The 19,633-nt window shown below is 36.2% G+C and carries 22 protein-coding genes and 2 tRNA genes; 3 read left to right on the top strand and 21 right to left on the bottom strand.

Annotated features, from left to right (window positions below; all coding sequences use genetic code 11):
- Positions 1-4: 4 nt before the first annotated feature.
- The 18 genes from JNUCC72_RS03525 to JNUCC72_RS03610 all read right to left on the bottom strand — a co-directional run bounded on the left by JNUCC72_RS03525 (position 5) and on the right by JNUCC72_RS03610 (position 15,026).
- A complete protein-coding gene (locus JNUCC72_RS03525; protein WP_454142950.1) occupies positions 5-1,183 on the bottom strand; it encodes an FtsW/RodA/SpoVE family cell cycle protein in 1,179 nt (392 codons plus the stop codon).
- Between the two features lie 33 nt (positions 1,184-1,216).
- Positions 1,217-1,447 (bottom strand): DUF2969 family protein, encoded by a 231-nt coding sequence (locus JNUCC72_RS03530; protein ID WP_454142952.1) that lies wholly within the window; start codon positions 1,445-1,447, stop codon positions 1,217-1,219.
- 8 nt (positions 1,448-1,455) lie between these two features.
- Entirely contained in the window at positions 1,456-1,746 is a 291-nt protein-coding gene (gene yidD, locus JNUCC72_RS03535; RefSeq protein WP_454142954.1) for a membrane protein insertion efficiency factor YidD, read from the bottom strand.
- On the bottom strand, positions 1,746-2,729 hold the full coding sequence (locus JNUCC72_RS03540; protein ID WP_454142956.1) for a rod shape-determining protein: 984 nt from the start codon (positions 2,727-2,729) through the stop codon (positions 1,746-1,748). The genes yidD and JNUCC72_RS03540 overlap by 1 nt, the downstream gene beginning before the upstream one ends.
- 203 nt (positions 2,730-2,932) lie before the next feature.
- Positions 2,933-3,358 carry a F0F1 ATP synthase subunit epsilon gene (locus JNUCC72_RS03545; RefSeq protein ID WP_454142958.1) on the bottom strand — a complete coding sequence of 142 codons (426 nt, stop codon included), beginning with the start codon at positions 3,356-3,358 and terminating at the stop codon, positions 2,933-2,935.
- Positions 3,359-3,369: 11 nt separating this feature from the next.
- Entirely contained in the window at positions 3,370-4,806 is a 1,437-nt protein-coding gene (gene atpD, locus JNUCC72_RS03550; RefSeq protein ID WP_454142960.1) for a F0F1 ATP synthase subunit beta, read from the bottom strand.
- 16 nt (positions 4,807-4,822) lie between these two features.
- On the bottom strand, positions 4,823-5,773 hold the full coding sequence (locus JNUCC72_RS03555; protein WP_454142962.1) for a F0F1 ATP synthase subunit gamma: 951 nt from the start codon (positions 5,771-5,773) through the stop codon (positions 4,823-4,825).
- A 15-nt stretch (positions 5,774-5,788) separates the two neighbouring features.
- Positions 5,789-7,297 (bottom strand): F0F1 ATP synthase subunit alpha, encoded by a 1,509-nt coding sequence (gene atpA / locus JNUCC72_RS03560; protein ID WP_454142964.1) that lies wholly within the window; start codon positions 7,295-7,297, stop codon positions 5,789-5,791.
- A 21-nt stretch (positions 7,298-7,318) separates the two neighbouring features.
- Entirely contained in the window at positions 7,319-7,861 is a 543-nt protein-coding gene (gene atpH / locus JNUCC72_RS03565) for an ATP synthase F1 subunit delta (protein WP_454142966.1), read from the bottom strand.
- Positions 7,861-8,373 carry a F0F1 ATP synthase subunit B gene (gene atpF / locus JNUCC72_RS03570; protein WP_454142968.1) on the bottom strand — a complete coding sequence of 171 codons (513 nt, stop codon included), beginning with the start codon at positions 8,371-8,373 and terminating at the stop codon, positions 7,861-7,863. Before atpF ends, atpH begins: the two co-directional genes overlap by 1 nt.
- Positions 8,374-8,419: 46 nt before the next feature.
- Entirely contained in the window at positions 8,420-8,641 is a 222-nt protein-coding gene (gene atpE, locus JNUCC72_RS03575; RefSeq protein ID WP_056974883.1) for a F0F1 ATP synthase subunit C, read from the bottom strand.
- Between the two features lie 39 nt (positions 8,642-8,680).
- A complete protein-coding gene (atpB, locus tag JNUCC72_RS03580; RefSeq protein WP_454142970.1) occupies positions 8,681-9,391 on the bottom strand; it encodes a F0F1 ATP synthase subunit A in 711 nt (236 codons plus the stop codon).
- A gap of 180 nt (positions 9,392-9,571) precedes the next feature.
- The gene (upp, locus tag JNUCC72_RS03585; RefSeq protein WP_454142972.1) at positions 9,572-10,201 is read right to left on the bottom strand and encodes a uracil phosphoribosyltransferase; all 630 of its coding nucleotides are present in this window, start codon (positions 10,199-10,201) and stop codon (positions 9,572-9,574) included.
- A gap of 33 nt (positions 10,202-10,234) precedes the next feature.
- Entirely contained in the window at positions 10,235-11,473 is a 1,239-nt protein-coding gene (gene glyA, locus JNUCC72_RS03590) for a serine hydroxymethyltransferase (RefSeq protein WP_454142974.1), read from the bottom strand.
- A gap of 34 nt (positions 11,474-11,507) precedes the next feature.
- Entirely contained in the window at positions 11,508-12,521 is a 1,014-nt protein-coding gene (locus JNUCC72_RS03595) for an L-threonylcarbamoyladenylate synthase (protein WP_454142976.1), read from the bottom strand.
- Position 12,522: 1 nt separating this feature from the next.
- Complete coding sequence (gene prmC, locus JNUCC72_RS03600) at positions 12,523-13,368, bottom strand: peptide chain release factor N(5)-glutamine methyltransferase (protein ID WP_454142978.1); 846 nt, start codon at positions 13,366-13,368, stop codon at positions 12,523-12,525.
- The gene (prfA, locus tag JNUCC72_RS03605) at positions 13,361-14,443 is read right to left on the bottom strand and encodes a peptide chain release factor 1 (protein ID WP_454142980.1); all 1,083 of its coding nucleotides are present in this window, start codon (positions 14,441-14,443) and stop codon (positions 13,361-13,363) included. The genes prmC and prfA overlap by 8 nt, the downstream gene beginning before the upstream one ends.
- Positions 14,444-14,456: 13 nt before the next feature.
- A complete protein-coding gene (locus JNUCC72_RS03610) occupies positions 14,457-15,026 on the bottom strand; it encodes a thymidine kinase (protein ID WP_454142982.1) in 570 nt (189 codons plus the stop codon).
- 147 nt (positions 15,027-15,173) lie between these two features.
- On the opposite strand from JNUCC72_RS03610, the gene JNUCC72_RS03615 reads away from it, so the two are divergent.
- Positions 15,174-16,526, top strand: a complete 1,353-nt coding sequence (locus JNUCC72_RS03615) for a MurT ligase domain-containing protein (RefSeq protein ID WP_454142984.1) — start codon at positions 15,174-15,176, stop codon at positions 16,524-16,526.
- Positions 16,527-16,538: 12 nt separating this feature from the next.
- Here JNUCC72_RS03615 and JNUCC72_RS03620 read toward each other — a convergent pair whose 3' ends face one another.
- On the bottom strand, positions 16,539-17,546 hold the full coding sequence (locus tag JNUCC72_RS03620) for a serine hydrolase domain-containing protein (RefSeq protein ID WP_454142986.1): 1,008 nt from the start codon (positions 17,544-17,546) through the stop codon (positions 16,539-16,541).
- The gene (locus JNUCC72_RS03625; protein WP_454142988.1) at positions 17,546-18,220 is read right to left on the bottom strand and encodes a histidine phosphatase family protein; all 675 of its coding nucleotides are present in this window, start codon (positions 18,218-18,220) and stop codon (positions 17,546-17,548) included. Before JNUCC72_RS03625 ends, JNUCC72_RS03620 begins: the two co-directional genes overlap by 1 nt.
- A gap of 168 nt (positions 18,221-18,388) precedes the next feature.
- On the opposite strand from JNUCC72_RS03625, the gene JNUCC72_RS03630 reads away from it, so the two are divergent.
- Positions 18,389-18,460: transfer RNA gene (locus tag JNUCC72_RS03630), tRNA-Glu, on the top strand.
- 4 nt (positions 18,461-18,464) lie between these two features.
- Positions 18,465-18,537 (top strand) — tRNA-Gln (locus JNUCC72_RS03635).
- A 36-nt stretch (positions 18,538-18,573) separates the two neighbouring features.
- Here JNUCC72_RS03635 and JNUCC72_RS03640 read toward each other — a convergent pair.
- The gene (locus JNUCC72_RS03640; protein ID WP_454142990.1) at positions 18,574-19,632 is read right to left on the bottom strand and encodes an aspartate-semialdehyde dehydrogenase; all 1,059 of its coding nucleotides are present in this window, start codon (positions 19,630-19,632) and stop codon (positions 18,574-18,576) included.
- Position 19,633: the final 1 nt, after the last annotated feature.

The raw sequence follows: 19,633 nt of genomic DNA on the forward strand, positions 1-19,633 counted from the left end.
AATACTAAAATTCACCTTTTCCACTGAAAATATAACTCTTATGATGATATTTCATTGAAAGAATTAATCCAACACCAATCATATTTCCCAGTAAGGCTGACCCCCCGGAAGAAATAAATGGTAAAGGAATTCCCGTTAGTGGTAAAAGATCGATGCTCATTCCGATATTTTCAAAAACATGGAACAAAATCATCATGATAACACCGGTTGAAACATATGAGTAAAAGGCGTTACGTGTTTGAAAGGCAACCTTGACCATATTGAAAATCAAATAGAAGTAAGTCAAAATTACACCTATTACACCTACAAACCCAAAACTTTCCCCGATAATTGAAAAAACCATATCGGTTGTTTGAACGGGAACATTAACAACTCTTACACCAAATCCGCGACCAAATAATTCTCCTGAACCAATTGCTTTCATACTCTGCCATAGCTGCATCGAATTATTCGCAGTATCTCCAGACGGATCTAACCAACTATTAATTCTCTCAAATTGATAAGCTTTGAAATTGAATTGTCGTAGAATTTCCTGACCATTAGGTGTCGAAACCAATAAAATAGCAATAGTCCCAATCACTGCCACTGATAAGAAAACCGGTAGTAAAATTTTCCATGTTACACCAGATACCAAGATTGCACCACCTAAAATAGCAAAGAAAACTAACATTGTCCCAAAGTCATTTTGCAATTTCAATAACACAGCAACCGGTAGCATGACTAAGATGAGTTTTCCAATTAAAATACTATCATTTCGAACAGTATGTTCACGATATAGTTGATTATGTCGATAGGTTAAACGACCTAACATCAAAATAAATGCTGGCTTCATAACCTCAGAAGGTTGGAACGTAAAGGGCCCTGCCTTAAACCAACTCATCGCCCCAGTATCTGCAGCTAGCGATCGATCATGAAATATTAAAACCAAAAACAGCAACGTCAGTCCCGCAGCATAAGCATATGGCGAAACTTTGAACAACTGTTCTGAGTCAAATTGCATGATAACAGCAACAATTAAAAAGCCTACAAAATACCAAATCACTTGAGATATGATAGCTCTCAAATTAGCACCAGAAGCTAACCAAATAGCGTACATTCCCACAACTGCTAGGATTAATACAGGAACAATAATTCCAAAATCTAGTCGATCAATTAGGCTTGGCTTTTCATCTACTTGTGCCATAATTTGTACTCCCCTAGATTGTTATTTCAAAATTTAGATTTTGCCATGCAAGTTAAAGTAAACAAGCAAATCATTAATCGCACTTTCTAAATTATTTGCAAATAGTGTTTTATTCGATTTTTCAATATCTATTTGATAGCGCGATTCCACTTTTTTAATTGTTCCAATCACTTGTTTGTTTGGAATAGCCACTTCATAGTAATTTTCATTTTTATTATTAATTTCGTTAACTTCTACATTAATGTTTTTAACTTTTTTAGACATAAAATTCTCTACTCACTACTTTTTTTATTTTTGTTAATTATTTCGTCACCAATTTTATTAGATTTTTTATTTCGAAACAGTGTAAACTTATCCGGAACAAAATCAAGTCCCCCTTTATTAAAAGGCTGACATCTTAAAATTCTTGAAACTCCCATAATTGTGCCTTTAATCACACCATGCTTTTCAATTGCTTTGAAGGCATATTGAGAACATGTTGGGTAAAATCGACAGCGCTTTGGTAACAATGGAGAAATTCGGGTTTGATAAAATTTAATACACCCTAAAAAAATAAATCGCATTATTTTCTCTTTGCAATATTATCTAATAAAACGCCTGTTCCAATAGCTACAGCATCTAGACTATTATCTGCAACAATTACAGGTACTTTTAAGTGGTGTGCTAACAAACGGTCTAAGTTGTTTAATAAAGCACCCCCACCAGTTAGCATAATACCACGATCAATAATATCAGCAGCTAATTCTGGCGGTGTTTGTTCTAGAACTTCTTTTGCAGCATCAATAATACTCATAAGGCCTTCAGATAAAACTTGTTCAACTTCAACAGCATTGATTGTCATTACTTTAGGTAAACCATCAATCATATCACGACCACGAACTTCAATTTCTTGTGATTCTTCTGCTTCAAAAGCTGATCCAATTTCTTTTTTGATTGTTTCAGCTGTTCTTTCACCGATTAACAGATTATATTTTTGTTTAACATAAGCCACAATATTTTGATCCATTTTGTTACCAGCATAGTGTAATGAACGGCTTGTTACCACTTCACCCATTGAAAGTACAGCAATATCACTAGTACCCCCACCAATATCAATAACCATATTTCCTTGAGGCTTGAAGATATCTAGACCTGCACCAACGGCAGCCACTTTAGGTTCAAATTCTAAGTAAACTTTATTTCCGCCTGCTTTTTCAGCAGCTTGAATAATCGCCTTTTGTTCAATATCAGTCACGTTTGTAGGTGCACAGATTAGAATATTTGGCTTAGATAAAAATCCTTTTAAATTCAGCTTTTCAATAAAGTAAGTTAGCATTGCTTCTGTAATATCAAAATCAGCAATAACACCGTCTTTTAAGGGTCTAATTGCCTTGATATTTCCTGGTGTACGTCCTACCATGCGGTAAGCTTCGGTACCTACAGCAACAACTTCATTATTCTTTGTATCGATTGCAACAACAGATGGCTCGTTCAAAACAATACCGTCTCCAGCCACATTAATTAGAACATTAGCAGTTCCCAAATCGATTCCTATATTTTTAACCACGATTATCTTTCCCTTCACATGTCAATCATGTCGAATTTTAATATATTATATGATGATTACAAATTCACCAATATTATTTATAAAACTCCCTCTTCATATAATATCATAAATTAAGACGCTAAATATCAATTATTAACTAACAAAAACAGAAATTTAATAAATATTACTCATAAAAAAAGTGAACACAAAATGTGTTCACTTTTTTATAGATGTTTAGAAACATTAATTCTATTCATCGCTTTCTTCAATGCGACTTCAGCACGACGTTGTTGATCAATATCGTGTTGTGATTCAGCCTCATGAAGTTTTTGCTCAGCTTCACTTTTTTCTTGTTCAGCCTTGCTCAAATCAATATCTCTAGCACGTTCAGCACCGTCAGCCACAATTGTTGCAACATTATCTTGAAATTCGATAAAGCCACCGTTTACTGCAATTGCGTCAACATGAGTTGTGTTGTCAGTTCTTTTTACCCTAACTTCACTAATCTTTAGTGGGGCAACGATTGGTTCATGGTTAGCCATGATACCTAAATCTCCATCAATTGACTTCACACTTACCATATGTGCACGGTGACTATACTGAATTCCATAAGGAGTAACAACAGTGACAGTTATAATATTATCTGCCATGATTTTCACTCCTATTCTTCAACTGAAGTTGCTTCAGTCGTTTGATGTTCATATCCCATTGATTTTGCTTTTTCAATTACATCTTCAATTGGTCCAACACCACGGAAAGCATCTTCTGGAAGATCATCCAGTTGTCCATCTAAGATTTGTTTAAATCCAGATACTGTATCAGCAACTGATACGTATGAACCTTTTACACCAGTAAATTGTTCAGCAACGTGGAAGTTTTGTGATAAGAAGAACTGAATCTTACGTGCACGTTGCACGATTAGTTTTTCTTCATCAGATAATTCATCCATACCTAAAACAGAAATAATATCTTGTAATTCGCGGTAACGTTGTAAGATATGTTGAACTTCTGTAGCCACTTCGTAGTGTTCTTGACCAATAGTTTCTGGATCTAACGCATTAGATGAAGATTCTAGTGGGTCAACAGCAGGGTAAATCCCTTGTTCTACTAAACGACGTTCTAGGTTAGTTGTTGCATCCAAGTGAGCAAACGTTGTTGCAGGAGCAGGGTCAGTGTAGTCATCAGCAGGAACGTAGATAGCTTGAATAGATGTGATTGATCCATTCTTAGTTGATGTGATACGTTCTTGAAGTTGACCCATTTCAGTAGCAAGAGTTGGTTGGTAACCAACAGCTGAAGGCATACGACCTAGTAAGGCAGAAACCTCTGAACCAGCTTGTGTAAATCTAAAGATATTATCGATAAATAGTAGCACATCTTGACCTTCAACATCACGGAAGTATTCCGCAATTGTTAGCCCTGTTAGCGCAACACGCATACGAGCTCCAGGTGGTTCGTTCATTTGACCAAACACCATGGCTGTTTTTTCTAGAACACCGGATTCTTTCATTTCAAAGTACAAGTCGTTACCTTCACGTGTACGTTCTCCAACACCAGTAAAGACTGAAATACCACCGTGTTCTTCAGCAATATTATGGATTAATTCTTGGATTAAAACAGTTTTACCAACACCGGCACCACCGAATAACCCAACTTTACCACCACGAGTATATGGGGCAAGTAAATCGATAACTTTAATACCAGTTTCTAAAATTTCGCTACCAGTACTTAAATCATCATATTTTGGTGCATCTTTGTGAATTCCTTCACGTTTGAAATCAGCAGGGAATTCTTCCCCACCGTCAATTGTTTGACCTAAAACATTAAAGACACGTCCTAGAGTTTCTTTACCAACAGGCACAGAAATCGGAGATTTTGTATCTTCAACGATCATTCCACGTTGCAAACCATCAGTTGATTCCATGGAGATTGTTCTTAAAACACCATCACCAAGTTCAAGGGCAACTTCAAGAATGATTGAGTCGTTATCGTTTTTAGTTACTTTTAAAGCGTTATTGATATCGGGCAGATCATTATCTAATGGAAAGGCCACGTCAACAACGGGTCCAATAACTTGGACAATTTTACCTTGACTCAAACTGTCAACCTCCTTTTTATTCTTGTGCGGCTGCACCACCGACGATTTCGGTGATTTCAGTCGTAATTTGAGCTTGACGCGCACGGTTTAACTGAGTTGTTAAATCCGAAACAACGCTATCAGCATTTTTAGATGCATTTTGCATCGCTGTCATAGAACTAGCATGTTCAGCGGTTTTGGAGTCTAAAATAGCACCGTAAATCATACCTTGCGCAAACTGAGGTAGTATTCTATCTAATACTGCTTCAGTTGACGGTTCAGTAATAAATTGGGCTTTAGGTCCTTCGTGAACAGCGTCTTGGACATCAATATCAGAAATAGGTAACATTTTTTCAGTTCTAAATTCTGACGAAATTGTATTAACATGGTGAGTATAACAAACGTAAAGTTCATCATACACGCCATCCATATACATGTTTACAGCAGTTGACACAATCTCGCGAGATTCTTCAAAAGTCGGTACATCACTAATTCCACGATATTCGTAAACTAAGTTCATGCCTTGTTTTTTGAAGAAATCCGCACCAACGCCACCAACAGCTAAGATTTCAGCTTCGCGGCCTTCTTCTTCAGCTTTTTTAGCTAGTGACATCATTTGTTTAATTGCTGTACTGTTGTATGAACCAACTAATCCACGATCTCCGGTGATTACCAAGTAACCAGTCTTTTTAACTGGACGATGGCTAATCAAATCACTCATATCACTATTATGAAATAGTGACGCATAATCAAAGTTTTCATCATCAACTACACTACTTGAACTAACACCTAGTTCATTCGTAATACGTGATGCCATCAAATGCGCAACTGTATTATATAGCATGTCTTGATAGTGCATGTAGCTTTGATTAATCTTTTCAGTTTGATTTAATTTAACACCTGAAACCATTTGCATAGCTGTCGTAATTTGACCAGTTTTGTTAATTGAACTAATTTTTCGCTTTAGTTCAAGTGTTGAGTCAGCCATCTATATTCCTCCCTCTTATTTTGATGTAAAACCATCAACAAAGTCGGAAATTGCTTGATTTAGTTCATCAAGGTTTTCTGGTAAATCTCCTGTTTTTTCAATTTGTTCTAGAATTGAAGCATGGTTACTATCGAAGTAATCAAATAGTTGTGCTTCAAATTCTAAAATTTGGTCAACTTCTACTTTATCTAAGTAACCTTTTGTCAAGGCATAAAGAATTAAAGCTTCTTTTTCCATTGGAATAGGTTTGTGAAGTGGTTGTTTTAAGATTTCAACTGTACGACGACCACGGTTCAACTTAGCTTGAGTAGCTGAATCCAAATCAGATCCAAATTGAGCAAAAGATTCTAACTCACGATATGAAGCAAGATCCACACGAAGTGTACCGGATACTTTCTTCATCGCTTTTGTTTGTGCTGAACCCCCAACACGAGAAACAGATTCCCCAGCGTTAATAGCAGGACGAGTTCCAGCAAAGAATAAGTCACTTTCCAAGAAAATTTGACCATCAGTGATGGAAATTACGTTAGTTGGAATATAAGCAGAAATATCTCCGGCTTGAGTTTGAATAATTGGTAAAGCAGTCATTGAACCGCCTCCCATTTCATCACTCAACTTAGCAGAACGTTCTAGTAAACGTGAGTGTAAGTAGAAAACGTCACCAGGGTAAGCTTCACGACCAGGTGGACGACGAAGTAGCAAGGAAATTTCACGGTATGAAGCAGCTTGTTTTGACAAGTCATCAAACACGATTAAAACGTGTTTACCGTTATACATGAATTCCTCACCCATAGCAGAACCTGCATAAGGTGCAATGTAAAGTAGTGGTGCTGGTTCACTAGGACCCGCTTCCACAACAATTGTATAATCCATTGCACCATATTTTTTCAATGATTCTACTTGTCTTCTAACAGTTGATTCTTTTTGACCAATAGCAACATAGATACAAACAACATCTTTACCTTTTTGGTTCAAGATTGTATCAATAGCAATAGATGTTTTACCTGTTTGTCTGTCCCCGATAATCAACTCACGTTGACCACGTCCAATTGGCACTAGCGAATCAATCGCTTTTAAACCTGTTTGCATTGGTTCTGAAACAGATTGACGTTGCATAACGCCAGGTGCTTGTCCTTCAATAGGTCTAGTCTTAGATGTTTTGATTTCACCTTGACCATCTACGGGTTGTCCTAATGGGTTAACAACACGTCCAATTAGTTCTTCACCAACTGGCACTTCCATGATTTTACCTGTACGTTTAACTTGGTCACCTTCACGAATATCAGCATATGATCCTAAGATAATAATACCAACATCATTTGTTTCCAAGTTTTGAGCAATACCGTATGAACCATTAGAAAATTCAAGTAGTTCACTACTTAACGCGTTATCAAGCCCATGAGCACGAGCAATTCCGTCACCAATATAGGTTACTGTACCAACTTCATCAACTACTAATTTATCTTGGTAGTTTTCTAGTTGCTTTTTAATTAATGCACTAATTTCTTCAGCCTTAATGCTCAATGGGGTCACCTCTTTTTATCTTTATTTTTGTAACGATTGTTTAACTCTTTTTAGTTTTGTTTGAACTGAACCGTCAATAACTTGTCCTTGAGCTTCAACGATTACACCACCAATAAGTGATGGATCGATTTCATTTTCAAACTCAAAAGATTTTAAGCCAAATTTCTTAGCATAAGCTTTTGATAAGTTTGCTTTTTGTTCATCATCTAAAGCTACCACGCTGGTTACTTTTCCAGTTGCTTTTTGGTAGTACGCATTGTAGTACTCGTTAAAAGCATCAATAATAAACTCAATTTTATCAAATCGTTTGTAATCTTGAATTAGACTTAAAAAGTCTTGGATGTTTTGACTAAATGGTTGTGAAAATGTTGTAAGCAGTTCATGTTTTTCGGAATCAGTTAATCTTGGATCAGTTAAAACTGAACCAAGTTCTGGATTCTCTTTAACTAATTGCATTACTACGGACAGTTCTTCAAAATCTGTGTCTAATGTCTTTCTTTCAAGAGATAACTCATAAAAAGCTTTGGCATATCTTTGACCGATTGTTTTATTATCCAATTTCATTAGTCATCCAGCCCCTTAATATAATTGTTAATCAAATCTTTTTGATCGTCGGCTGTCAAATTCTTTTGAATAAGTTTTGAAGAAATTGCCACTGCAATATCTGCAATATCAGCTTGAGCACTATTTAAAGCGTCAGTTTTTGACTTCTTAGCTTCTTGTAAAGCGTTAGTTTTAATAACTTTTGCTTCATTGTTTGCTTCATCAAGCATTTGTTGCTGTGTTGCTTTCCCATGAGCTTTAGCATTTGAAACAATTTCAAGTGCTTCACTTCGTGAGTTTTTCAAAGCATCTTCACGCTCTTGCGCAAGGCTTTGCGCTTTTTGTTTAGAAGCCGCAGCATTGTCCAAATCGTTTGAGATTTGAGAACGACGCTTTTCTAACATATTGTTAATTGGTTCCCAAGCAAAATGTTTGATGAGGAGCATTAAAACAACAAACATAACAAAGTATAAAATAACGTCACCTAGCTCAAGTGATGAAAGTTTCAATCCGGTTAATGGATGTAGACTCATTTATCTGCTCCTTTCTTTGTCAGGTTTTGACTCACTAATACTTATACTAACCTTTAAATACGAATAGGATTAGAAGTGAGATAACGATTGACAAGATAGGAACTGATTCAACTAGCGCAACCCCAACGAACATTGTACTTCTTAATGAACCTGAGTTTTCTGGTTGGCGAGCCATTCCTTCGATTGTTTTTGAAATAAGTAGACCGTTACCGATACCACCACCAAGGGCAGCTAGTCCGGCAGCTAAAGCAGCAGCTAATAATTGCATAGATAAATCCTCCATATATTTTATATATACTGATATATATTATTCTTTTTCGATTTTATGTGATATGTAAACCATTGACAATGTCACAAAAACATAGGCCTGAATTGCACCTATAAAAACAGAAAATCCTTGCCATAGTAGCGTCAAGGGCATTGCGACAACGTATGTTAATGCTCCGTTACTTTGGGCAAGCTGTCCAATTAATCCTAGGACAATTTCACCTGCATAAATATTACCGTATAAACGTAGAGCAAGTGTTAAAAAGTTACTAAACTCTTCAAATATATTTAATGGTAAAAGAAATGAAACCGGTTTTGTGTAATTCTTCAAATAGCCACCAAAACCTTGTTTTTCAATACCATAATAAAAGGCCATTAGCAATACAAATGTTGCTAGAGTCATCGTAATTAACGGACTCGATGTTGGCGATTTAATTAAAACATATTCTCCAAATTTAGGTTCTAAAAATAATCCCAATTGGTTTGAGAAGAAGATGAAAAGAAATAGAACAAATGAGAATAAATAGAATTTCTTTCCTTCTTCACCGGGTATTGATTGTTTCACAATACTATTTGTAAACTCAATGATTCTTTCAAGCACGTTTTGCTTTCTTGTTGGTCTAAGCTGTGCTTTTCGAGCCAAAAGATATACAAATAAAAAGACCATGATACAGACAATCAACCCTGAAATAATGTTCGTGAGATTAAAATTTAGTCCCATGAACTGAACAACAACCGGTTTTTCGCCCACTTCGTGACCTCCCCTCTAAAAATAAAATCTTATATAAATCTTTAAAAAGACAATCAAATGATACCACCACATGTTCGAAAAGACAAAACAAAAAAGACACTTTTTTAAAATATTTCCTAATTTGTCTATTAATTTAGGAAAATATTTAAAATAAAGAGACCTACCTCTTTGAGTAAGTCTCTATTTTGTCCCGAACAGACGGTCTCCGGCATCCCCTAGTCCTGGGAAAATATAACCGCTATCAGTCAATTCAGTATCTAACGATGCTGCGTAAATATCAACATCAGGATGTTCTTTTTGAATAGCCTCAACACCTTGAGGAGAAGCTACTAAAACAACTAAACGAATATTTGTTGCGCCACGCTTTTTAAGGGCGTCAATTGCCATATTAGCAGAACCACCTGTTGCAAGCATTGGATCCACAACAAATAACTCACGTTTGTCAATGTCTGCAGGCAGTTTGACAAAGTATTCGTGAGGTTGCAACGTCTTTTCATCACGGTACATCCCAATATGTCCAATCTTGGCTGCTGGGATTAATTCTAAAACACCATCAACCATTCCAAGACCAGCTCTTAAAATTGGAATAACAGCTAGTTTTTTACCAGCTAATACTTTTTGCATTGATTTACCCATTGGTGTTTCGATTTCGATACTTTCCATAGGTAAGTCGCGCGTAATTTCGTAAACCATCAATTCTGCTATTTCATTAGCAATTGATCTAAAATCTTTGGTCCCTGTGTTTTTATCACGAATCATTGTTAATTTGTGTTGAATTAACGGATGATCTAAAACTGTAAATTTACTCATCTTAAAAAAGACTCCTTTTAATACTTATTTTACTTAAAAGTCCAAAGGAAATTGACTCGTTAAAGCAAGCACTTGCTCTTTAACTTCAGCTAGCTTTTCTTCATTATCGAAGTTTTCAATTGCCTTCAAAATTAAGTGTGCTACTTCTTTAACTTCTTTTTCTTTGAACCCTCTTGTTGTAACTGCGGGTGTTCCTAAACGAATCCCACTTGTTTTGAATGGACCATTTTGGTCATTCATAATTTGATTCTTGTTCAATGTAATTAAAACAGTATCAAGTAGATCTTGAATTTCTCGTCCATTATGACCTGTTTTCAAAATATCTAATAGTAGAAGATGATTATCAGTTGTTCCTGACACAATTCTAACTTGGTCACTCTCTTTGAAGACTTGAGCCATTGCTTTCGCATTTTTGATTACTTGTTTTGAGTATTCTTTAAAGGCTGGTTGCATCGCTTCATGAAGTGCAACTGCTTTACCAGCAATAACATGTTCCAACGGTCCACCTTGATTTCCAGGGAAAACTGCTGAATTAATTGCTTTAGCATACGCTTCTTTAGCTAAAATCAAGCCACCACGAGGTCCTCTCAATGTTTTATGTGTAGTTGTTGTCACAACATCAGCATAAGGAACTGGATTTTGATGAAGGCCACTTGCAACTAATCCGGCGATATGTGCCATATCAACCATTAATTTAGCATCAACTTCATCGGCAATTTCTTTGAATTTTTTAAAATCAATTGAACGACTGTAAGCTGAAGCACCCGCAACAATTAACTTAGGTTTAACTTCAAGTGCAGCTTCGCGAATTTTATCGTAATCTAACACTTCTGTTTCAGGGTCTAAACCATAGCTGTAAAAGTGGTAAGTACGACCGCTAAAGTTCACTGGTGAACCATGTGTTAAGTGTCCGCCAGCAGACAAGTCCATTGCAAGTACACGATCTCCGTGGTTAAGTAGCGCATAATATGCAGCCATGTTAGCACTGGAACCGGAATGAGGCTGAACATTAGCATATTCAGCTCCAAATAATTCTTTCGCACGGTCAATCGCTAAGTTCTCAACGATATCGACATACTGTGTACCACCGTAGTAACGTTTACCAGGATAGCCTTCAGCATATTTATTAGTTAGGGCACTCCCCTGCGCGTGCATAACACCTTGGGAAACAATGTTTTCAGAGGCAATTAACTCAATATTCTGTCTTTGACGTTCCTCTTCTTTTGCGACTGCATCCCATAACAATGGATCTTGTTGTTTATAATCGGTCATTCCTACATCTCCTCAAATTCTATTTTCAATAAAATCAAGCTTGGTAATGTTGCCCACTGGCTGCCTTATTCAAACGGTTCATATACGCTTGTTCTAAGTCATCACCAGAAAATCCTTGAACAAAAATTTCATTGATATCTTGATTATCATCGAAAAATCTTAAAGCGTCAAACAGTTTATTGGCTGCTTCAGCAACACCCTGCCCTAAAACATAGTGAAAGCGCGGGTTTTGAGGTTTTAATTTTTTTATAATATTTTTTTCAGCTACAAAAGCTGTGTGATTTAAATCTTTCGTTTTAACGATATTTAAAAAATCATCAGCATTATCAACAACATAAACAGATGCACTTGGTGCATAATGACGATATTTCATCCCTGGTGCCTTGGGAATAGCATTATCACTCGGTTTCAAATGATTCATTAAAACTGGCTGATTGAGCACTTCTTGTAATTCTTTTTGGCTAATCTTACCTGGACGTAAAATAACCGGATGTTCAACTGATAAATCGATTACAGTTGATTCGAGTCCAATCTGAGTTTGTCCGCCATCTAAAATTGCAGAAATTTTGCCATTTAAATCGTGATAAACATGTTTAGCTGTTGTCGGACTAGGCTTGGTAGACGTGTTAGCAGATGGTCCAACAATTGGTCGATTAAACTGTGTAATTAAATCAAGCGTTAGCTTACTATCAGGCATTCTAAAAGCGACTGTTTGAAGTCCGCCTGTTACATGTTGGGGCAGGCTATTAGGCTTAATTGGCAAGATAATAGTCAATGGTCCTGGCCAAAAAGTCTTCATCAACTGAAGCGCTTCTTGTGATAATTCATTAGCATAGGATTTCACCATGTCCGTTGAATTAACATGAACGATTAGTGGATTATCACTTGGGCGCCCTTTTGCACGATAAACATTTTGAACGGCTTCGTCGTTTGTCGCATCAGCTCCCAACCCATAAACCGTTTCTGTTGGAAAAGCCACTAATTGGCCTTCAGCTAATAGCTCAACTGCTTGATTAATCTGTTCTTTTGTCAAAATTTTAGTTTCCATACTACTGTTTAACTCCTCTCACCATTCGTGGATGACCCGCTAAATCATTTTTAAATGTGATGTCATAATTAGGTAAATAATGACTCAACAAGGCTTGTAGCGCTTCTTTTTGCTCATACCCAAACTCTAAGTAAAAAGCCCCGTTTTTGTTTAGGTGATTATCAACTTGCTTAGCAAACTCACGATAAAAATCTAGTCCATCAACTCCAGCAAATAACGCAATTTCGGGCTCATTGTTTAAAACAGTCTCATCCATAACAGCTTTTTCAGTTGTTTTAATGTAAGGGGGATTTGACACAATGACATCAAATCGACCTTCAATTGCTTCAAATAAGTCACTTTGAATCGTTTTAATCTCACAATCATAATGCTCAAAATTAGCTTTAGCAATTGCTAGCGCTTCTTTTGAAATATCACTAGCCTTGATTTCCCAAGAAGTTGGTAGTTCTTGCCTTAAAACCAAACTGATTGCACCAGATCCTGTCCCAATATCTAACAGTTTTCCCGTTGATTGTGCTTTATAATCCGAAGTCACAAAAGCCACGAGTTCTTCTGTTTCATATCGCGGAATTAACACATCAGAAGTCACAGTTAGCTTTCGGCCATAAAAATAACTGTACCCTAAAATATATTGTGGTGATTGTCCTTGAACAAGCTGATTAATATCTGCTTTAAATTGTTGATATTGAGCGGTTGATAAAACTGTTTCTTGGTTTAATTTTAGTTGCGTAGGCGAATAATCCAAACGTTCACCTAATAAAAAAGCAATGTCTTCTGGATAACTCCCAGCTTCTATTACTTGAGGAGTTGCCCAGTCAATTGCTTCTTTTATTGTCGGATTAGTCATTTTGTAACTGCTCCAATTTTTCTGTTTGATCATAAACGATCAAGGCATCAACAATTTCACCTAAATCGCCATTCATTACACGATCAAGTTTGTTTAAAGATAATCCAATACGGTGATCAGTCACACGGTTTTGAGGGAAGTTATAAGTTCTGATACGTTCTGAACGATCACCTGTCCCCACAGCAGATTTTCTTTCAGCATCATAAGCTTCTTGGTTTTGGCTTTCATAGAAGTCATAAATACGTGCTTTCAAAATCTTCATTGCTTTTTCTCTGTTTTGTTGTTGTGAACGTTGATCTTGCATAGCCACAACAATTCCTGTAGGCAAGTGAGTCAAACGAACAGCAGATGAGGTTTTGTTAATATGTTGTCCACCAGCACCACTCGCACGGTAAACATCGGTACGAATGTCTTTTGGATCAACATCAATTTCAACTTCATCATATTCTGGCATAACAGCAACTGTTGAAGTTGAAGTGTGAACACGCCCCTGAGATTCAGTTGAAGGGACACGTTGTACACGGTGAGCACCATTTTCATATTTTAATTTTGAGAAAACATTCTCACCATTAATCATAAAGGCAACTTGCTTGTAGCCACCCACTTCTGTTTCAACTTCATCAATTAATTCAATTGACCATTTTTGACTTTCAGCATACTTTTGGTACATATGGAAAAGATCTTTTGCAAATAGGGAAGCTTCATCTCCACCTGCTGCCCCTCTAATTTCCATAATAATGTTTTTGTCATCATTAGGGTCTTTAGGTAGCATCAAAATGGTTAGATTTTCTTCAAGTTCTTTCTTTTCGTCTGAAAGTTCACTTAGTTCAGCCTTAGCTAGTTCTGTGATTTCAGCATCACTATCATCTCTAATTAATTCTTCATTATCAGCAATCGCTTCTGTAACCTCTTGATAACGTTTGAATTTAGAAACAATTTCACGAAGACTTGCTTCTTCTTTGGTGATTTCCATGTAACGTTTAGTATCGTTAATTACTTCTGGATCAGACATCATTTCTTGTAATTCTTCATAACGGCTTACAAAAACCATAATTTGTTCGATTATTTTATCCATAATAATTCCTTTCTTAAATCGGCATATTTTGATAGTGAACACGACATACTGGATAGTAAGATTCGTTGCCCCCTATTTTAATTTGTTGACCTTCATAAACCGGTTTGCCATCTTCTACTCGCACAACCATTGTTGCTTTTTTGCGACAGAACCAACAAATTGTTTTCATTTCTTCAATTTTATCAGCATATAGTAATAAATAATAGCTTCCCGTAAATAACTCGTTTCTAAAATCATTTTTTAGTCCAAAAGCCATGACGGGTATGCCTAACTTATCTACTATTTTAGCACACTGTAAAATATGATTTTTACCCAAAAACTGTGCTTCATCAATTAATACGCAAGCCGCATCTGGATTGGTACTCTTGACTTTTTCATAGATATTCATGTTTTCATCAATTGCAATAGCGGGACGGCTAATGCCAATACGTGATGAAATCACACCAACGCCAGCACGATCGTCCATCGCACTTGTTAGCAAAATTACTGATTTATTTTGTTCCTCATAATTGTGAGCAACCTTTAGTATTTCAATTGTTTTACCACTGTTCATTGACCCATATTTAAAAAATAACTGTGCCACATTATCACCCTACTTTGTACTTTTTCACAATTTAACAGTATAACGGAATTTCAGCAAAAAATCATAAAAAATTGTAATGTCATATCCACCTTCATTGAGATTATGGTATATTTAAACTTAACGTACGCGCAAAAAGGGAGACTGATTATGAGCCTGAGATCACAATTTGCAGTAACTAGCGGTAAGTTAAGTTACTGGTTCTTAAACAACTTTAGAAATGGTGGGACTTCCCTTCCAGGAAAGATTGCCTACAAACTCGATCCGACCGTTCTTAAAAGTTTAGCTAAAAATTATCAAACAATCATTGTTACGGGTACAAATGGTAAAACTATGACCACAGCTTTGATTGTTAAAACATTCGAACAACAATTTGATAACGTCTTAACTAACCAATCTGGGTCCAATATGATTCAAGGGATTACAAGTTCATTCTTATCCTATAAATCAAAAAAATCAAACCAAAAACCGATTGCTATCTTGGAAGTAGATGAAGCTAACGTTGCTGAAGTTACACGTTGGACTAACCCAAAAGCATTTGTATTGACCAATATTTTCCGAGATCAAATGGATCGTTATGGCGAAATTTATACAACTTATGAAAAAATACTTGAAGGTATTCGCTTAGCTCCAAATGCGACAGTTATTGCTAACGGTGATGCTAGTATCTTTAATTCCAAGCCACTACCTAACAAATTTGTTTATTATGGCGTGAATTCTGATAAACAACAAACACCTTTTAAAGCACCAGTTAATACAGATGGTGTGTTGTGTCCAAAATGTCAGCATATCCTACTGTACCATTCAATGACTTATGCTAATTTAGGTGACTACTTCTGTCCCAACTGTGACTTCAAAAAACCAGAACTAACTTATAAGGTCACACAAATTAATGACTTAACAACTCAAAGTTCTGATTTCAAAATCGAACAAACGCCTTTCCACCTTAATATTGGTGGTCAATATAACATCTATAATGCACTCGCTGCTTTTGCAACAGCCAGAGAATTTGGTATTGGGGAGTCAGATATCAAAAAAGCATTTGACTTGAATAAGCGTGTTTTTGGTCGACAAGAAATGATTCACTTCAATGATAAAGTGGCCAATTTAATTCTAGTAAAGAATCCTGTTGGTTTAAATGAAATTATTGAATTAATTCAACGTGAACAAGATCCGTTCACACTGGTCACTATCTTAAATGCTAATTATGCCGATGGAATTGATACCAGTTGGATTTGGGACGGCGATTATGAGAAATTTGCTAACCAAAACATCCAACAAGTGATTGTCAGCGGACATCGTCATCAGGACATGGCCTTTAGATTACAAATTGCTAATCTACCACTTGAAAAAACAGTCGTAGTTCCTGAGATAGCTAATCTTATTGAGGCTTTAGAAAAAGCCCCTACTAAAAAAATATACATCTTATCTACTTACACAGGAGTTTTAGAATTCCGTAAGTATTTAGCTGATAAAGGCATTATAAAAGCAGGACTTAATTAAAAGTCCTGCTTTTTATTTATTCTCATCTAAAAAAGTCTCGATAATTAACTCTCTTGCTGCAAGAAAAGCTTGATTATTAGAAGTTGGGTGTACACGATTAGTTAAGACAACTAATCCTGTTTGTTTCCGACGATCTATTATCATAAAAGTTCCTGTAAAACCTGTATGGTACAGTAGTGGATAATTTGATTTTGGATCATGTAACAAGTCCCAACCATAGCTTCTTGGCTTCAATCTACTGGGAGTCTTACGACCAAACAACAAGTTAATTGTCTGATTATCCAGTAATTGATTAGGTGTCACTCCAGTTAAATACTTTACAAATTTTGTTAAATCATACAACGGCGAAAATAAACCACTAGACCCACATTGTTCTTGCAAAATCCTAGCTTTTGGATCGTGAACAATACCTTGAAGTAGACCTGTTCCTGGGATGTAGTTTGTTGGAACCGTCTTTTCTTTAACTGGATTAAAACTCGTGTAATTTAACTGCAATGGTTTTAACACTTCTGCTGTAATCACTTCTTGAATTGGTTTTTGATAAATTTCCTCAATGATTAAGCCCAGCAAAATAAAATTAGTATCTGAATAAACAACTTTTTGATTAAAGTCTTCTGTCACAGGTAAATTCAAAATTGCTTCTATTAATGCTTGTTTTGACAGCTGATCTCGATTAGGAATATAGCCTTTTATTCCCGAAGTATGTGTCAATAAATGAGAAATTCTAACCGGCGTCCCTTTGAAAGATATCAAGTAGTCCCCTATTGGCTCTGTAAAATTCAATCGGCCCTCTTGATACAACTTCAAAAAGATAGTCGTTGTGCCAATTACCTTTGTTAATGATGCAATATCATATTGCATCAAAGGTGTTAACTGCTTCTTTTTAGGAATCCATTGTGCATATCCTAAAGTTCCAGCAGTTACTTGTTTTTGATCTATAATCGCAAAATTAAGACCGGGCACAATCTTATCATGATACAATTTTTCAAGTTGTACCTGCGTATTATAAAACTTCTCCATTAGTCTACCTTTAAGTCTTTTACGTCTGACGCATTGACGACTTTAACTGTCCAATCACCGTCTCGATAATCTAAAACTGAAACGGATCCATTCTTTAAGAATCCTTTAGGTAAGGCATTGGGGTCAACCAAATAGATTAGCATACTTAATACTAGTGCGTGTGCCACAATTAAAACATTACCTTCATGGTCTGTCATTTCAGCAATAATTTTCTTCATTTGTTCTACTACACGCTGTTTAAGTAATTCAAAGTTTTCAGCCTGTTTCGTTTGGTCGAGATTATATAAGTTGTTCAACAAGGCAACCAAAAAATCAGGATCTTGATGCATTCGGTAGGTTTGACGCAAACCATGCTGCTTAATTACTGTCCAATAAGCCTTGACGGCCGAAGAACCCTCTAAATTTCCAAAATAAAACTCACGTAGTCCTGAACGATAAGTAAAGTCAAACTTTTGGTGGTTATATCTTCTAATAATCTCACCTGTTTGCTTTACCCGGCCACTATCACTGCTATAAGCCTTCAAAAAAGGGACATCAGCAATAAGTTCACCAGCTTTAGCTGCTTGCTTTTTCCCTTTATCAGTTAAGGATGAATCCATCACACCTTGTAATTTTCTTTCAGCATTTAATTGCGTTTGACCATGTCTAATTAAGTAAAAAGTCAAATGCGTCATTTATTTTCACCGCTCTTTCACGTCGCTATCTTATATATCCAGCCTAAACATCCTATATGTAAAATGCAATCATTATTTAAAATATTAAACGTCTTTTACAAAAAATAGAACCATTCACTTGATTTTATGAAACCATAGGAATACAATAAGCACTGTTGAAAGCAATATTGCCCGTTGGTCAAATGGTTAAGACGCCACTTTCTCAAAGTGGAATCATGGGTTCAATTCCCATACGGGTGATTACTGGGATATAGCCAAATTGGTAAGGCACTGGACTCTGAATCCATAATCTGAAGGTTCGAACCCTTCTATCCCAATCAAACAAAAAACACCGACAATATTGTCGGTGTTTTTTATTTTACTAATTGTCTTTTTACTAATTCTTCTGCAATTTGGACTGTATTCCATGCTGCACCTTTTAGTAAATTATCAGACACAATCCACATATTAAACGCACCTGGATTTTCTTTATCCGGTCTAATGCGTCCAACAAACGTTTCACGTTTACCCTCAGCGGTTAATGGCTGTGGATATAACTGTTCTGCCGGATTGTCTTCAACAACTACACCCGGACTGTGGCTTAGTAGTTCTTTGATTTCGTCTGCGGTCACATCTTTATTATCCATTTCAAAGTAAACAGATTCACCATGTCCAATAACTACTGGTACACGTACACAAGTTGCCGTTACTTTTAATTCAGCATCATTCATATCATTTTTCATGATTTTTTTAGTTTCATGAATCATTTTCCACTCTTCGTGTGAGTAGCCGTCTTCTTCAAAGACATCGATCTGTGGTAACAAATTGAAAGCTAATGGGAAGTGTTTTTGATCTGATTTAACTGGCATAATATCAGCTGACATTTCTTCACCCTTAACATAAGCTTTAACTTGCTCGATTAATTCATCAATAGCAGCTTGACCAGAACCTGAAGCGGCTTGATATGTAGAAGTAATAATTTGTTTTAAACCAAATTTTCTTCTAATTGGCTCTAAAGCTACCATCATTTGAATTGTTGAACAGTTAGGATTTGCAATAATACCATGGTGATTTTTGAGTTGGTCTGCATTAACTTCTGGTACAACCAACGGTACATCTTCATCCATTCTAAAAGCACTTGTGTTATCGACACAGACTGCACCACGCTTAACGGCTTCAGGTAGCAATTCTTTCGATACTGCACCACCTGCAGATGCTAAAACAATATCAACACCTTCAAATGATTCTGGTTTTGCTTCTTGAATTTCAACAGGTTGTCCTTTGAATGTCACGGTTTTCCCTGCTGATCGTTTTGAAGCAAGCGGTTTTAGTGATGACACCTTAATCTCGCTTTTTTCTAATTGCTCAATAATTCTTGTTCCAACGGCTCCTGTCGCTCCTAAAATCGCAACATGGTATCCTTGTTCACTCATT

The organism is Holzapfeliella sp. JNUCC 72, assembly GCF_053668685.1.

Bases quoted from the DNA above. Each gene is read 5' to 3' on its own strand.
- JNUCC72_RS03530 (WP_454142952.1), bottom strand. From the start codon at position 1,447: ATGTCTAAAAAAGTTAAAAACATTAATGTAGAAGTTAACGAAATTAAT.
- JNUCC72_RS03620 (WP_454142986.1), bottom strand. From the start codon at position 17,546: ATGGAGAAGTTTTATAATACGCAGGTACAACTTGAAAAATTGTATCAT.
- JNUCC72_RS03640 (WP_454142990.1), bottom strand. From the start codon at position 19,632: ATGAGTGAACAAGGATACCATGTTGCGATTTTAGGAGCGACAGGAGCC.
- JNUCC72_RS03545 (WP_454142958.1), bottom strand. From the start codon at position 3,358: ATGGCAGATAATATTATAACTGTCACTGTTGTTACTCCTTATGGAATT.
- prmC (WP_454142978.1), bottom strand. From the start codon at position 13,368: ATGACTAATCCGACAATAAAAGAAGCAATTGACTGGGCAACTCCTCAA.
- atpH (WP_454142966.1), bottom strand. From the start codon at position 7,861: ATGAAATTGGATAATAAAACAATCGGTCAAAGATATGCCAAAGCTTTT.
- yidD (WP_454142954.1), bottom strand. From the start codon at position 1,746: ATGCGATTTATTTTTTTAGGGTGTATTAAATTTTATCAAACCCGAATT.
- prfA (WP_454142980.1), bottom strand. From the start codon at position 14,443: ATGGATAAAATAATCGAACAAATTATGGTTTTTGTAAGCCGTTATGAA.
- JNUCC72_RS03625 (WP_454142988.1), bottom strand. From the start codon at position 18,220: ATGACGCATTTGACTTTTTACTTAATTAGACATGGTCAAACGCAATTA.
- JNUCC72_RS03525 (WP_454142950.1), bottom strand. From the start codon at position 1,183: ATGGCACAAGTAGATGAAAAGCCAAGCCTAATTGATCGACTAGATTTT.
- JNUCC72_RS03615 (WP_454142984.1), top strand. From the start codon at position 15,174: ATGAGCCTGAGATCACAATTTGCAGTAACTAGCGGTAAGTTAAGTTAC.
- glyA (WP_454142974.1), bottom strand. From the start codon at position 11,473: ATGACCGATTATAAACAACAAGATCCATTGTTATGGGATGCAGTCGCA.
- JNUCC72_RS03595 (WP_454142976.1), bottom strand. From the start codon at position 12,521: ATGGAAACTAAAATTTTGACAAAAGAACAGATTAATCAAGCAGTTGAG.
- upp (WP_454142972.1), bottom strand. From the start codon at position 10,201: ATGAGTAAATTTACAGTTTTAGATCATCCGTTAATTCAACACAAATTA.
- atpE (WP_056974883.1), bottom strand. From the start codon at position 8,641: ATGCAATTATTAGCTGCTGCTTTAGCTGCCGGACTAGCTGCCCTTGGT.
- atpF (WP_454142968.1), bottom strand. From the start codon at position 8,373: ATGAGTCTACATCCATTAACCGGATTGAAACTTTCATCACTTGAGCTA.
- JNUCC72_RS03555 (WP_454142962.1), bottom strand. From the start codon at position 5,773: ATGGCTGACTCAACACTTGAACTAAAGCGAAAAATTAGTTCAATTAAC.